This is a genomic window from Leptospira kirschneri serovar Cynopteri str. 3522 CT, assembly GCF_000243695.2.
GTDB lineage: Bacteria > Spirochaetota > Leptospiria > Leptospirales > Leptospiraceae > Leptospira > Leptospira kirschneri.
In genome coordinates, this window is record NZ_AHMN02000008.1 from 96,482 (window position 1) to 112,237 (window position 15,756).

At 34.8% G+C, this 15,756-nt stretch carries 8 protein-coding genes; 3 read left to right on the plus strand and 5 right to left on the minus strand.

What is annotated here, in order from left to right:
* Window positions 1-803: 803 nt before the first annotated feature.
* The 3 genes from LEP1GSC049_RS215380 to LEP1GSC049_RS215370 all read right to left on the minus strand — a co-directional run bounded on the left by LEP1GSC049_RS215380 (window position 804) and on the right by LEP1GSC049_RS215370 (window position 5,545).
* On the minus strand, window positions 804-2,255 hold the full coding sequence (locus tag LEP1GSC049_RS215380) for a sensor histidine kinase (protein WP_016560789.1): 1,452 nt from the start codon (window positions 2,253-2,255) through the stop codon (window positions 804-806).
* 22 nt (window positions 2,256-2,277) lie between these two features.
* Window positions 2,278-3,309, minus strand: a complete 1,032-nt coding sequence (locus LEP1GSC049_RS215375; protein ID WP_004752543.1) for a sensor histidine kinase — start codon at window positions 3,307-3,309, stop codon at window positions 2,278-2,280.
* 1,777 nt (window positions 3,310-5,086) lie between these two features.
* Window positions 5,087-5,545 carry a peptidylprolyl isomerase gene (locus LEP1GSC049_RS215370; protein ID WP_004752607.1) on the minus strand — a complete coding sequence of 153 codons (459 nt, stop codon included), beginning with the start codon at window positions 5,543-5,545 and terminating at the stop codon, window positions 5,087-5,089.
* A 201-nt stretch (window positions 5,546-5,746) separates the two neighbouring features.
* Here LEP1GSC049_RS215370 and LEP1GSC049_RS215365 point away from each other — a divergent pair, with 201 nt between their 5' ends.
* The 3 genes from LEP1GSC049_RS215365 to LEP1GSC049_RS215355 are packed head-to-tail and all read left to right on the plus strand — an operon-like array spanning window position 5,747 to window position 11,823.
* Window positions 5,747-8,611, plus strand: a complete 2,865-nt coding sequence (locus LEP1GSC049_RS215365) for an adenylate/guanylate cyclase domain-containing protein (protein WP_004752059.1) — start codon at window positions 5,747-5,749, stop codon at window positions 8,609-8,611.
* Complete coding sequence (locus LEP1GSC049_RS215360; protein WP_004751943.1) at window positions 8,595-10,712, plus strand: FecR family protein; 2,118 nt, start codon at window positions 8,595-8,597, stop codon at window positions 10,710-10,712. The genes LEP1GSC049_RS215365 and LEP1GSC049_RS215360 overlap by 17 nt, the downstream gene beginning before the upstream one ends.
* On the plus strand, window positions 10,702-11,823 hold the full coding sequence (locus LEP1GSC049_RS215355) for an LIC11435 family protein (RefSeq protein WP_004752192.1): 1,122 nt from the start codon (window positions 10,702-10,704) through the stop codon (window positions 11,821-11,823). Before LEP1GSC049_RS215360 ends, LEP1GSC049_RS215355 begins: the two co-directional genes overlap by 11 nt.
* Window positions 11,824-12,174: 351 nt before the next feature.
* Here LEP1GSC049_RS215355 and LEP1GSC049_RS215350 read toward each other — a convergent pair whose 3' ends face one another.
* Window positions 12,175-14,046: an ABC-F family ATP-binding cassette domain-containing protein gene (locus LEP1GSC049_RS215350; RefSeq protein ID WP_004752046.1), complete on the minus strand. Its 1,872-nt coding sequence runs from the start codon at window positions 14,044-14,046 to the stop codon at window positions 12,175-12,177.
* A gap of 42 nt (window positions 14,047-14,088) precedes the next feature.
* Window positions 14,089-15,513, minus strand: a complete 1,425-nt coding sequence (locus LEP1GSC049_RS215345) for a sensor histidine kinase (protein ID WP_016750270.1) — start codon at window positions 15,511-15,513, stop codon at window positions 14,089-14,091.
* Window positions 15,514-15,756 lie beyond the last annotated feature (243 nt).

Genomic DNA, 15,756 nt, shown 5'->3' on the forward strand with positions numbered 1-15,756 from the left:
AAATTGGATTGGAAGATTATTCTTTTTGCATTTCCTAGAAATTCATTATTCAGAACCAAATAAAAAACGCGAACAGGGCAAAAGAATTTTCTAAAAGAATAGTTTTAAAGATTTAACGGTAAAATCTAAATTTGTAATAGTTCCTACATTTTAAAGATTTAACGGTAAAATCTAAATTTGTAATAGTTCCTACATTTTAAAGATTTAACGGTAAAATCTAAATTTGTAATAGTTCCTACATTTTAAGAATTGATCTGTAAAGTTCAAATCTCAACTTTTTTCAGAAAAATAAATTCATTGCACCGAATTCACGTTAATAAAGAACCCAATTCAATACATCCAACGAAAGAGAATCAGGGCGAATCCGGCGTTGCCGGACCGCGCTTTCAGCTCCAGTCGATAAATTGTATGAAAAAAACGTAATTCTATATTTCTCCTTTAGTTACAATTTAATCGACTCCGCCTCAATCGCTTTCGCGTTAAATTCCATTGAACTTAGGTAAAACAGTATTTTATAATAAACATTTAGATACTCAATTAGATAAAGGTTCAATGGTCCCTGTCTGTTGATCGGATAAAATAGGACTTACTACTCGGATACATAAAAAGAATACTATGCTGCGGTTGTTTCAAAACTTAGAATGTAAGATCCTTTGAAAAAAGGTAATGATTCTAGGTTTGGTCCAATTTCGTGAGAACTTCTATATCTTTAAAAAAATTACCTGTTAACTTTTAATACGATTTTCATACGTTCGGGTAATAATAGATGTAAAACTCTTACAAATTGATAACCATTCCGGAATTTATAGCTTTTTTTCAACAGCTCCTTTTTGTTCCGGAAATCGGATTTCAAATTTAGTTCCCGGATCCAAAATCTCAAGATGTAATTTACCCTGGATTTGTTTCGTGAGAATATTAACAAGTTGTAATCCAAGAGTTTCATGATTTTTATTTATCATCTCTTTCGGAATTCCCTTTCCATTATCTTCAATGGTTACGATCGTACTACCCAATTCGCAACGAGCGATAATTTTTAAAAGCCCTTCATAACCATCTGGGAACGCGTATTTGATGGCATTTGTGACCAGTTCACAAACGATGAGTCCAAGTGAAATTGCAATGTTCATGCTTAAGACCAAACCTTGGGCTTCTACCAAATGTTTAATTTTTAAACCTACCCCATATAAATTCCAAAGATTTTCTAAAAGCATATTCAAATAACTATGAAAATCCACATGAGAAAGATCGTTGGATTTATAAAGTTCGTTATGAACCAAGGACATAGAAAAAACTCTGCTCTCCGTATCCTTTAATAAATTATAAAGTTCTTTTGCAGTGAGATTCCTAGACATGGCGTTGTCCGCCTGTAGATTTAAAAGAGAAATCATGATCTGCATGTTGTTTTTGACTCTATGATGAATTTCCTGAATCAAAGCGTCTTTTTCCGCAAGAGTAGCAAGAATCGATTCTTTATTTCGAACCATCTCGGTAATATCCGTGACGACCGCCAAATCTAAAATTTGATTCTGATAACGAAACTTATAAACAGTAGTATCCGCGATCAATTTTTCTCCGTCCTTTTTTTTGTGAACAAAAGAGGAAGCTTGATTGGCTCCGAATTGAAAGAAAATAATTTCCTGTTTTACTTTATCGAAATCAGACAGTTCAAAAATCTGTAGAATCGACTTACCAATCAAATCCTTCTCTTCGTAACCGTATTTTTCAAGAACGGCTCGATTGATTTCTAAAATTTTCAAAGAGTCGTGTTCAAATAAAAAAGCCGGATGAGGATTGTATTGAAAAAACAAACGATACCTTTCTTCGTTTTCTTGTTCAAAAACGTTTTTCTTTTCAAGTTCCAAAGCTAAACGATTTCTTTCGTAAGCAAAAACGAGAGAACGACTTAAGGAATAAGAGTCGAACTTACCCTTATAAACGTAATCCTGTGCTCCTATCTGAAGAGCATTTACAGTAATCTCTTTGTCTTCCGCTCCGCTACAAATGATCACAGGAATTTGAGGAAACCTTCTTTTAATTTCGGATAACGCTTCCAAACCGGCCCGATCTGGAAGAGAAAGATCCAACATCACTAAATCGGGACTTTCATTGGTGATGAGACTAAGCCCGGCGGAGAAATCGGCGCTACGACTGATCTGAAAAGAAGGACTTTGAGATTCACCCAGATATTCCTGAATCAATCTGTAATCCGCGTTTGAATCCTCGATCAAAAGAACTGAAAAAGTATCTTTAAACATAAGAATGAAACTCTCTACATATTCATCGTTCTAAAATAAATTCTCGTGGTAAACGTATGATGACACCGAAACCGGAAGTACGATCGGTTTCTATTTCCAGATTGCCTCCGTGAAGTTCCGCAATCCTTTTACAAAAAAAAAGTCCCGTTCCAGACCCAGAAAGTTCTTCCGATGAATGAAACGTTCTAAACAAATCTATGAAATAATTTTTTTCCAAATAATGAACACCTATCCCATTATCTATAACTTGAATTAGGTGAAACTGAGATTTAGAGTCGCAGGAAATACAAACTTTACACGCCGCGTTTTTATTTCTAAATCGAATAGAATTTGAAATTAGGTTTAAAAAAAGTTCTTTGAGAAGAGACTTACTTCCTAAAATATCCGGAAATTCCCCTTGAACCTCAACGTGTAGACTGGTATTTATTAGATTTTCATGAAGAACTGTAATACTTTCCTCTAAAATTTTTTGAAGAGAAACTGTTTTAAATACATTTCTTTCCTTTTCGATTTTTAAAAATAAAAGCAAACCGTTAATCCGCTCCCAAAGACGTTGGGAGGATTGGATACTAAACTGTAAAAACTCTTTGCCTTTTTCATTTAGAGAGTTTGAATATTTTTCGTATAAAAGATTTAAAAAAGTATTCTGATTTCGTATCGGTTCTTGCAAATCATGATACATCCTGGAAACAATAGCCGCAATTTCCATTTCCTTTGTTTTAATTTTTAAGTCTGAAATTTCTAAAAAAAGAAATTCACTTTCCTCGAATTTTTGTTTAGTCATAGAACCTTGAAAATCTACTTTTTCTCTAAAAGAATTCAAAAGTTGTTCTTCAAAAAAGATCGTTCGGTTAAATTCACAATTTCTAAATCTTTCTAATAAAGATGAATTTTGAAAGGAGAGTATTTGATCTAATCTTTGGTTTATTAACTCTTGAGCTCGAGAAGCAAAGCAAACTTTTACAAAAGAAGAATTGCAATTTATAATACGCAAATCACTATTTAAAATGGCGATTGGAGCCCTTAAATGAGACAAAATTTGGCATTCAATCATTTCCAATGATCCTTAGTATACCTTGAAAAAGTCTCATATAAGATTCTCAAAAACGAACTCTTTAAATTTCAGTAGAATAAATGCTAATCTAGATTTTTTGACCTACTTTTATTATCGTAAAAAAAGTAATTATCTCAATAAAAATGTCAATCCTGGTTGTTATTTTTTTACGAATTTCAGAATATTCTTTTTTTCGAATTTATATTCCTTTAATTTTCCCGATTCCAAAATAGCTCATTTACTTTCAATTTTCAGCAAATGTTTTGTCCCATTTCATGTGTTTTCGAACAAATCATAACAAAACAAGACGTTTGAATTTCAAAAATTATTACGTATCCTAATTTATCTTAGCATTTATTCAGAGTTATATAATCAAATATCCAATTTTTGGCGTTAAAACAGTGTTTTGCGATCAACATTAGGATACTCAATTTCGAGTCTGCCCTTGAAGAATCTAAAACGCGATTCATAAAGAGAGTTTTGCTGAGCTTTAGGGAACAAGACTCTTTAGTTTTAGAAAAATGTGGGAACTCATACATTGGATTGAAGATTCAAAATTGATTTATTCAAAATTTTAAGACAGATTCTTTATAGAAATTAATAATATAAATTTATTCTAATTTTTTATAAAAAAGGAATCTCTATACTATAAAAACTTATGAAACGAATATCAAAAAGAAACATGGATTTTTACGAAAATGTAGTATATCCTACAATTTATGCACCATTCATTCCGGAATCTATATTTTTTTGAAGTAGTTCCTACATTTTAGCTTTTGAGTTCAAGATTTGATTCTATTCTCCTTTGTAGTAATATAAGAATCTTTTTATTTAACATGAATAATACGAAAGAGATCAATGCTAGGAAACTTTAGTAAAACGCTCTCTATCATAACCAACCTACAAGTATTTGGATTTCAATATAAATCTGTCGGAATTACGACAAATCCTCTGTAAAACTTACACCTCCAACGCGAATCCATAAGGAGCATTGCATGAGTTTTCTCTAATTTTGGGTGGCAACTCAATGAATTGCTTCCCATGGGTCGCAATTCAGGTGGGAAAATTTGAAAGATTTTTCTTTATCAGAAAAACATACTTTTTGCAAGTAAAAAGACTCATTCTTGTCGGAACACTTGAAAAATATGCGTTTTGCTGAGTTCTTTAACGCGACCCTTAGGAGAGAGCGTTCAGCTGAGTTCAATTTTGATTCTAAAATCCTATTCAACTTGTGGGGTTGGTTATGTTTCTCTCAAACTAAAGCCGTCTCACTCCCGATGGATCGTTCGACAGGTCGCGTTTGAAATTCATGTTAAAATAGATTTTTAATTTTTGCAATGGCTGCAAAGCGGCGATTTCATGCAGAAATTAGATTTTATACAGATTTCATTATCACTGATCAATCTAATGTAAACAATTTCATTTTTATAAAACTCAATTTTTCCGTGAAAATGTGGGAACTCATACGAACTCCCAACTACAAAAAATAAATGTTTAAAAATTCGTAATGTTACTTAATTTGTAAGAACTATCACAAATCTAAATTTTACAGATAAATTTTGAAAATGTAGGAACTCATACAATTTTAAAAACAGAAATGTCTATTATCAAGCGACGGGGCTACTTTTATAGATATTCTTTCAAATTTTCTTATCACTGATCTTTATAGAATAAGTAGTACCATGAATTTTGAGACAAAATTCTAAGACACTCTTATTCTATAATTCTAAGCAACACTCTAGAATCCTTCAAGGAAAGATTCAGTGGAAATGTAAGTTTAAGGAGAAACCGTAATTGTTTCTATAATCACCGACTTTGTAGGTTTATCTTGAAATCCTGTTTCCGTTTCTGAAATCGTTTCTACTATATCTATTCCTTCTGTAACCCTTCCAAAGACAGCATGTTTATTATCTAAGTAAAAATTATCTCTTACATTGATAAAAAACTGAGATCCGCCCGTATTCGGTCCTGCATTTGCCATCGAAAGAGTAAATTTTTCGTTCTTCAGATCCTTATGAAACTCGTCTTGGATTTTATAACCAGGTCCACCGGTCCCATTTCCAATGGGACAACCTCCCTGAATCATAAAATTTTTAATAACTCGATGGAATGTAAGTCCATTGTAAAATCCATCTTTGGCCAATTTGATAAAATTACCCGCAGTAATAGGAGCCTTTTCCTCATCCAAATAAACCGAAAAGTTTCCAAAATTTGTTTTAAATATCGCAGTCGACATTCTATTCTTCTTTAACTCCTCTATTTTAAGAATTTATTTCCACTTTCCGATACTAGAGTACGATAGAAAGCGATTTCTTACGAAAAACGAACAAAAACGCTGGAATTAAGTAATTATACTATTTTAAAGGAATTCCGAAAACAAAATAGAATGTTCTTCTCGAAGGAAATATTTTTTTTTGGATCTTAAGAGTCTTTATTTATGTTAGAAATTCATCGTCGTTATCTTCCCTTTGGAACTTCTGGAGCTCTCATTTTTATTTCCGACTCTCTTCCAAAGGACCTTTCCGAAGAAATCTCCAAAAAAGAAATCGGAACGATTTGTTTTGTCTCTAGTCAGGTCGATTCCAATATACTTGATTCAATTCCTACTTCTGTAAACGTTCTTTCCTTACTCATACCACCTGGCCCAGAAACAAATGACTCTGTTTACAGTTCCTTTTTACAAATTCAAAAATTCTTAAAAAGAGGAAATATATTATTTTTAATCTCACCCGATTGTGAAACTAGATTTCCTTTACTACTTTCTAAACTTTTATTAGCGAGTTCCCCTTCTCTAAGTGACTCAGAATTACAAAATCAAATTTCTCATTTAGGATATTCTTATTCAGAACCAGACCAAGCCTCATTTCGAAAATATATTTCTAGACACAAATCCGCTCATTCTATTCCAGAAATTCCACCCGGTGAATTTTCCGTATCGGTTCATATCGCTCAGGAAAGTAAACGTCCTTCCACTTTGAAATATAAAATTAAATACGAACCAGGAGCAGAAAACTTAACCCAAATCAAAGCGGTTCCCTATTCAGAAGAAGAAAACAAAAAATCCATCTCTTCCTTTCAATCTTTTCCTATCGACGCAATCGAAATCGATCATTTAGAAGATACTCAAAAACTAAAAGAATTTTCAGTTTCAGGAGAATCACAAGAACCAACAACTACCTTAAACGAAAATTCTTCGGAATTAAATCATGTATCCTTACCTTCCGAATCTAAATCGGAACTTTCTACGCCACAAATAGAAAACCCACAAACTTCTGAAAACGTTTTAACACACCAAATCGAATCGACTCAAATTGAAAATAAACCTACAGACGAAATTCAATTAAAATCACAAACGGAATCGATTTCAAATACAGAACCTACTTCTTCTAAAATAAATAAAGACACATTAGACGAAACAAAAACGAATTCACTCTCGTCTACAAACACTCAAGAACTTTCTACTTCTCAAGTAAAATCAAAGTTTCCGCTTCAGATCAAATTGATGGCGGTTATTTCCATTTTGATGACGTTTACGGTTTCCACGATCATTTTCTTTGCATCTTCTGCCTTTCGAGACGATTCCGAAGTCAGGGTTCTTCAAAACAATTTAAATTTAGTGAATATTCTAGGACTAAAAATTAAAACCGACATCAAAGAAATTCTCACTAATGGCAAACAAATGGTAGGAGCTTTAGTTCAAGGAAAACAGGGAATTTCATTTGCAGATATTTTCTTTCAAAACGATCCCGACTTTATCTATGCAGGTCTCTTCCAAATGGAAGGCAACATTCCGACCATGGTCAATGAGTTCTTTAACGAACCTTATTTAAGCGAACTCAAAGTCTCTCCGAAAGAAATTTCAGATCTTGTGGGAAACAGACCGGGACTTATTCAAAAATCAGTTCTTACCGGCGGAAGAATGGAAAATCTAAGCGCTGAGTTTAAAGAACCCATTCTCGCCATTGCAATTCCTTCTTCCGGTTCCAATTCTAAGGTTTTAGTTTTAGTTCTTCGATTGGAGAAATTTCTAAACGCATTCCAAAAACAAGATATTTCCGAAATCTTTCTGGTCAACGGAGAAGGAGATCTGATCGCTCATTCAGATCCTAAACTTCTACAATCGAATACAAATTTTATGAATCTTCCGATCGTGGAATCCATGGTCAAAAGTTCCGAAAATACCAAACAAATCGAATACAAAGATAAGGATGGTAACGCCTGGTTTGGTTCTTATCAAAAATTGGGCTTTGGGGGAGCCGCGGTAGTTTCCATCGTTCCAGAAAACAAAGCTTTTGAAGCAGTCTATAAGATTCAAAAAACGAATCTTCTAATCATGGGAATCGCTCTGTGTTTAGCACTCATCATAGTATTCTTTTTTGCAAAAACGATCACCAAACCGGTGTTAAATTTATTACGCGCCACAACTGAAATTGCACAAGGTAATTTTAAAATTAAAATTAGTTCCATCACAAACGATGAAGTAGGTCTTCTTACGGATTACTTTGTGGACATGAGCAAAGGTTTGGAAGAGAGGGAAAAAGTAAAGGACGCTTTAGGAAGATTTGTGAACAAAGAAATCGCCGAAATGGTATTAAAACACGAACTCACTCTCGGAGGAGAAAGAAAGATGTGCGCCATTTTCTTTTCCGATATTCGAAGTTTTACTTCCATTTCCGAAAAACTACAGCCGGAAGAAGTTGTAGAATTTCTAAACGAGTACATGACCGAAATGGTCCATTGCGTCAATGAAACTCACGGGATCGTCGACAAGTTTATCGGAGACGCAATCATGGCGACTTGGGGAGCCGCTAAAACTTCCGATAGAGACGCCGAAAACGCGGTTAATGGAGCTTTGATGATGAGAGAAGCGCTCATAAAATTCAACCGGGGTAGAGGTGGTGAAAAAAAACCGATCATCAAAATCGGTTGTGGTCTTAATTTCGGTCCGGTCATCGCCGGACAAATCGGCTCCGAACAAAGATTGGAATATACAGTGATCGGAGACGCTGTAAATCTCGCGTCCAGAGTAGAAGCTCTGAACAAACCCTTTGGAACAGACATTTTGATCACACAAGAACTTTTAGATCACGTCTCAGAAATCTTCAACGTAGAAAAGATGCAATCGATCAAAGTAAAAGGAAAAGAAGAACCGCAAGTGATCTACGCGGTTTTGGGTAGAAAAGACGATCCAAACTGTCCTAAAAATTTAGAAGAACTGAGAGAAAGAATAGGAATCGTTTGGGAACCACCTAAAAAAGATTCCGATTCCGAAAAAGAAGTTAAGTATGAAATACTTGACTGAAGAAAAATACGTAGTCACTGTTCTCACGGGACTCATTTTACTTTTTAGTATATTATTATACCTTCATATAACTTCCGGACATAAAAAAGGTAGTAATCCAGAAATCGGAAAAATCATTTTTAAAAACAGAAAAGCTCAGAGAAAATACGATTCCGAAGTTCTTTGGGAAGAGATCGAAACCGAAATGAAAGTCAGAAACAGGGATACTGTCCGAACGGACGACGGAGCCGAGGCCGTTTTGGTTCTAAACGATGGAACTGAAATCAAACTCGATCAGAAAAGTATGATTTTTTTAGACTTTTCGGATAAAAATCTATCGATCGACTTTGCATACGGTTCCGTTTCCGCAAATAAAGATAGTGGTACCGAACTTCAGATTAAAAGCGGTGAAACCACCGTGGAAGTTGGAAAAGGAGATCTGAAACTTTCCAAAACAGAAGATCAAGCTCTAAATCTTGAAGTTTCCAAAGGAAACGCAAAAGTCAAATCCGGAAATCAAGAGTCAAACGTAAGTAACAACCAAGCGATCGAACTTAAAAACGGTAAGTCCGAAATTCGTTCTTTATCAATTTCCCTAAACTCTCCCACAGAAAGAAAGTTTTTTCAAACTTCTTCTAACTCGTTCCCGATTTCTTTTAGCTGGAACAAAGCGGAAAGTGCAAAGGAATATACATTAGAAATTTCGAATCATCCTAGCTTTTCCAAAAACGTGATCCGTACTAAATCAAACGGAACTTCTTTAAATAGATCTTTGGAAAAAGGAACACACTACTGGAGAGTTACCGCAATCAATCCGGGAACCGGAAAGTCGGAATTCAGTGAAACCCGTTCTTTTATTATATTAGGAGAATTGAAATCTTCTCTTTTTACTCCTGCAAAATCGGAGGAGTTCAAATTCACATCCAACGTTCCAAGTATAGTTTTTCAATGGACGCCAGTGGATTTTACGAATAACTATATTTTTGAATTAGCCAAAGATAAAGAATTTAAGGAAATTCTAATTAACCAAGAAATTCAAGGAACTCTTTATCGTTGGGACAAAACAAAGGAAGGAAAGTATTTTGCAAGAGTCATTCCAAAACCTTCCTTAACCGATTTAAAAGCAATTCCATCCGATTCAGTTTCGTTTAACGTAAGAAAGTTGGAAAAACCGGAGCCCCCCGTTTTGAAAAAACCTTCCGATCAGGAAGAAATTTCTCTTCGAAAATTTTCCAAAGAAGGAAACTTATTCGTATGGTCGGGTTCGGCGGACTTTTCGGAATACACACTTGAAATCGCAAACGACTCTGAATTCAAAAACATTCTATTTAATAAAAAAACCAATTCTTCTTCTTTAATCTCTTCTCCGATCTCGAACGCAGGCACTTATTTCTGGAGAGTCAAAGGAACACTCAAAGAAGGAGACCCTATTTTTACAACTGTAAGACAATTTAAAGTCCAATCCTTAGAAAATTTAGAGCTTTTATTTCCAGCAAACGAACAAGAATTGGGACATCCGGCCAACCATAAATTGACATTCCGCTGGCAGAGACCTGAACCTTCAGGAGTATATAAATTAGAGGTTTCTAAAAATTCAGAATTTTCGGGAGAAGTAATTCGTGAAAATTTTCGCTCTTCATTCGGAACCGTTTCTATTCCTTCCGTAGGAGAATATTTTTGGAGGGTGTCTCTTTTAGGTTCCAGCGGCGAAAATTTAATATCGAGTAAAACCCAAAAGTTCAAAACTTCGGACAGTACTCCTTTCTTGAGTCAAAGTAGTCCTGCAACCGAAGAAACCATCGACATTTCCAATCGGGAAAGTATCGATTTCCGTTGGGAAACGGAAGGAAATACGGAGTCTGTAATCTTGGAAATTTTAGAAAAAAAAGCGGGAAAAAACAAATCGATTCTTAAAAAAGAAATCAAAGGAGACTCTTACTCGCTTAAAGATTTTGGAATATTAGAAGAAGGTAAATTTATTTGGAGACTCTCCGCCAAATACAAAGACAAAACAGGAATTCAAAAATTTACGATTCCGGTTTCTAGAAATTTCGAAATTAAATTGAACAAAACGATCCGACCTCCGGAAGTTCTTTCGCCAAAGGAAATTTATGTGGAATAAAATTCTTTTATCTTTCATACTATTTTTGATTTCTTTTTCTATTTTTGGAGAAGACTACTTAGAATGGAAACCGGTTCCTGAAGCGGGAGGTTACTTGGTTGAAATCAAGGATTCCGGCGGAAGAATCACCAGAGAAAAAACGAAGTCTACTCGTTTCGAAGTGAATTTACCTCCTGGAGTCTACGAACATAGGATTGGTGTTCTCAATAAATTTGGAAGAGTTTCCGTGTTTACCGATTGGATTTCTTTTGAAGTAATCCTTTCCAGAGCTCCTTTTATCAATCCGGATTCTAACGCTAAACTTTTAAAAGAAAAATTAGGATCTCACTTAACCGTCAAAGGTGATAACTTCACGGAAGCGATGAACGTTACTCTCCTTTTGCCTTCGGGTGAAACAATCAAACCGGACTTCGAATTCGTTAATTCTAAAGAAATCAAACTCAAAATAGAGAATCTAAATCTCAAAAACGGAAGTTATACACTTTCTCTGGAAAATCCTAGAAATAAAAAAACAGCTAAAAAAGGTTTTTTGATCCTTGCAGATTCCGAGGAAGAACTTGCGCAAATCACTAAACGAAGTGAACAGGAAAATCAAGTCACATCTCCGGGAATTCAATGGGGTCCCGCAATTCAATCTTCGGTTTTGCCCGGTTGGGGACAATACAACCAAGATAAAAAATACAAACGTTGGATTTTTCCAATTTTAATTTTAGGAGCAATCGCTTTTTCTGCAGAACGTTTTTCGGCATACAATTCTAGTTTATCAGCTTTGAATCAAAGTAAAACCTTAAACCAAACTTTCTTTTTGATGAACGACCCTACTCTTACTTCCTTGGCGGCTTATAATTATATACAAGGACAATCCGATTATTCAAATTCATCTTCTCTTTACAATCAGCTCAACGTTTCTTTGGAGATCATAGCAGTATTATATTTACTAAACATACTGGACGCCGCTTTAGTTGGGTCCACAAATTCCGAATCATCTACTTCCGAAGGAAAAGTAATTCCATTTTTTAAGACAAGACGATTAGAGTCCATCCAAGCGGAACGTCCTTCCGGAAACTTTTTTCCAAATTCATTTGAATTCGGTATAAAAATTTTTCTATAATTTCAGTAAAACAAAATATTCTAATTTAATGTGAGTAAAACAAAAAAGATCGCTCTATAAAAATCCGATTTTTCGATAAAAAATAAATATGGAACTCCCACCGACTGGAGTCACAAAAAATGGATGTTTAAAAATCTGTAATCTGCAAAACTCCACACAAATTTATATTCCAACGTGAGTTTGTGGGGAAATCCATGATTTACACCAACTTAAAAAAATTGGGATCTGAACTTTACAGATCAATTCCTAAAATGTGGGAATTATAGCAAATCAAGATTTTAGAAATAAATTCTTAAATTGTAGGAACTCATACTTTTAGAAAATTCTTTCTTACGCCCTGCTCACGTCAAATTAAACTAGATTTTGAAGCTCTTCCCAACGATTCAATTTTAAAGATAAGACAGAATGAATCTCCGTTAGACGATTTCCAACGTTGGCTAACTCTTCCGGTTTTGTGGTTCCGGATTGCAAAATATCCGTAAGACTACGTTCTTCTTTTTCCAACAATGAAATTTCGGACTCCAAAACTTCTAATTCCTTTTTCTGTTGAAAACTCATCCCCTTTTTATTTTTAGTAGAATCAGCTTCTTTAGGTTTAATCTCCAATTCTTTTTTTTCTTTTTGCTTATTTAGATAATTAGTATATTCTAAATATTCGGAATAGTTTCCTGGAAATTTTTCTACAACTCCCTCTCCCTGAAAAGTAAAAAGATAATCCACGGTTCGGTCCATAAAATATCGATCATGAGAAACCACCAATACACAACCATCAAACTCCGCTAAAAATTCCTCTAAAACGGAAAGTGTTCTAATGTCCAAATCGTTCGTTGGCTCGTCCAAAATCAAAAAGTTAGGATTAGTCATCAGAATCGAAACGAGATAGAGTCTTCTTTTTTCTCCGCCGGATAAATTTTTAATATAACTACCTTGTAATCTAGTATCAAAAAGGAAGAGTTCCAACATATCAGCAGCGCTTAAAACTCGATCGTCGTTCATTTTAATCGACACCCCGCATTCCTTTTTGATATATTCGATCACCCTCATATCGCCCGAAAGTTCCTTGGAAACCTGATCAAAATAACCGAAATTCGTATTCATTCCCACACTTACGTCTCCGGAATCAGGTTTTTCCCGACCTACGATTATATCCAGAAGTGTAGACTTTCCTATTCCGTTCGGTCCTACGACTCCGATCCGTTCCCCGTTCTTAAATGTATAAGAAAAACCGTATATAATTGGTTTATGATATGATTTTCTAAGATTTTTCAGTTCTAAAATCTTTTTTCCGAGTTTTTTACCGGAAACTGAAAAATCCAAAACGATTTCCTTTCCTGCCTTTTTGCGACTCAACACTTCGAGAGCTCGATCAGTTCTGCCTTTTTGTTTGGTTCCTCTCGCTTTGGGTTGTCTGCGAAGCCATTCTAATTCCTTTTTAAGAAACTGTTTTTCTTTCTGTTCCGTTTTTTCACGGATCACTTCGGCCTCTGCTTTTTTTTCCAAATAAAATCCAAAATTCCCCGGAAACGAATTTAGATTTCCACTTTCCAATTCCAAGATACGATCCGTTACTTCTTCCAAAAAATAACGATCATGAGTGACCAGTAGAATCGCTTTTTTAGTCTCAACCAAATAATCTTGAAGCCAAAGAATCGTTTCCACGTCCAGATGATTGGTCGGTTCGTCTAACACTAGAAGATTGGATTCTTCGATCAGAGTCTGAACCAAAACAACTTTTTTAAACATTCCACCAGACAAAGAACCCATCTTTACATTCAGATCTAGAATCTCTAATTCTTTTAAAATGGACCGAAACCAAGACTCCAGTTCCCAAGCTCCGAGTCTGTCCATTTCCTGCATCAAACGATTGTATTCTTTTTCAATTTCCGAATCGCCCAAGTCTAAACGTCCACAAATTGATTCGTAAGAACGAATCGTTTTCAAAATGGGACTTTGACTGGAAAAAATATGTTCTATGATAGTATGATTTGGATCGAAGGAGGGTGACTGAGACAAAACCGCAATCTTTAGAATTTTATTCCTTAAGATCTGTCCACTGTCAGGAACTTCCATTCCTGCAAGCATTTTTAAAAGGGTAGTCTTACCGGAACCGTTAATTCCTAAAATTCCTATTTTTTCCCCTTCGTTAATTCCAAAACTGATTTGATTGAGTAATACCTTAGAACCTATCTCTTTGGAAATCTTATCGACGGAAATTAAATTCATAAGATGGATACTTCAAGTTTCAAAGTATAAGGACAAGTGTTTTTAACTTTTGAATATAATTTGAAACTTGGTTCCTTTTTCCTTTCCAGGAGGAAGAAGAATGAACTTACCTCTCAATTGTCTTGCAAGAATTCCCACAAGTTTTAAACCCAAGGATTCAGATTTATCTAAATCGAATTCTTCTGGCATACCAATTCCGTTATCTTCAACTTCTAATATAGATTCCAGCACGTCCAATCTAAGATGTACCGAAATCGTTCCATCCTTTCCGTCAGAAAAAGCGTATTTTAAAGAATTGGTAGCGAGTTCATTGACGATCAATCCCAATGGAATCGCGGTTTCGATAGAAACAAAATTCGGTTTGGAAGAAATTTTGAACTCCACTTTTTTTTCTTTTCCAAAAGAATGAAGAAGGCTGACCAGAAGAGTACTTAGATAATCATAAAAATCTATTTTTGTAATATTCTCGGATTGATATAATTCTTTATGGATCAAAGCCATAGATTGAATTCTACGTTCACATTCCTTAAGAATATGAGAAATCCTTTCGTTTCCGTAGTGTTCTGATTGTAAACTCAAAAGACTAGTCACCACTTGTAGATTGTTCTTTACCCTGTGATGAATTTCTTTTAACATCACTTCTTTTTCTTCTAAAGTTTTTTTCAGTTTTTCTTCATCGTGTTTTCTTTCTGTAATGTCCCGAATGATCTGAGTCGCGCCAATCAGATTATGAGAAGAATCTCGGATAGAACTATAACTAATTTCGAATATAGCCGAATCCTGCACTAAACCCTGCATCGCTCTTTCGGTAGTATATACTTCTCCTCGAAGTGCACGGCTCCAGTTTTCGATAACCACACTCCGTTCCACAGGATCCAAGATGAGTTCTGGAAGTAGATTTCCTTCCTCTATTTTTTTACCATAGAGTTTCCAAAAACTAAGTTCAAAGGAAGAGTTAAAAGCGATCACTCTAAAATGAATATCTACAGCACAGATGGCATCTTTAGTACCTTCAATTACCCCAAGAAGTCTTTCCTGAGTAATTTTGAGTTTAGAACGAAGCCTTTCTAGTTCTAATTCCATTCGTTTTCTAAAATTGATATTTTTGACTACTACTTGAAAATACTGAACTTCGTTTTCAAAAAAAGCTGTGGCGGTCACTTCTACAAATAAGGTAGAGCCGTCCTTTCGAATGAATTCTTCTTCAATGGCCCCAACTACCATGCCCTCTTGACTCATTTTCTGAATTCTTTCTCTTACAACACCTTGAGATCTTGGATGAACAAATTGAAGGACCGGCTTTCCAATCACCTCTTCGATCGAATCATAACCAAGCATCCGAATCAATGTATCATTTGCTCTTAGAATTTTTCCTTCAGAATGAATCGCCAAACCATCCTGAGAAAGATCAAAAAAGAACTGATAGTGTTTGATTGAAATCGGCTCTATGGAATCCAAGTTATCCATCCTACAATTGAGCATGCTTAGAAATTTAGAAGGAAAGTCAATCAAAGCCGACAAACGTCCGAAATTATCAAAAAACTAAGATTTTATGTCAAAATCGATCTCTCAAGAAATAAATGTTTTTTCGAGATTGAAAATTTCTATTTTGATTAGCATTTTCTAAAAAAATGATTTTTTTTGATTAGTATTCGATCATTTGAGAATATTCCTTTTCTTTGAAACATTTTTGCTATTATTTTGCTTGTT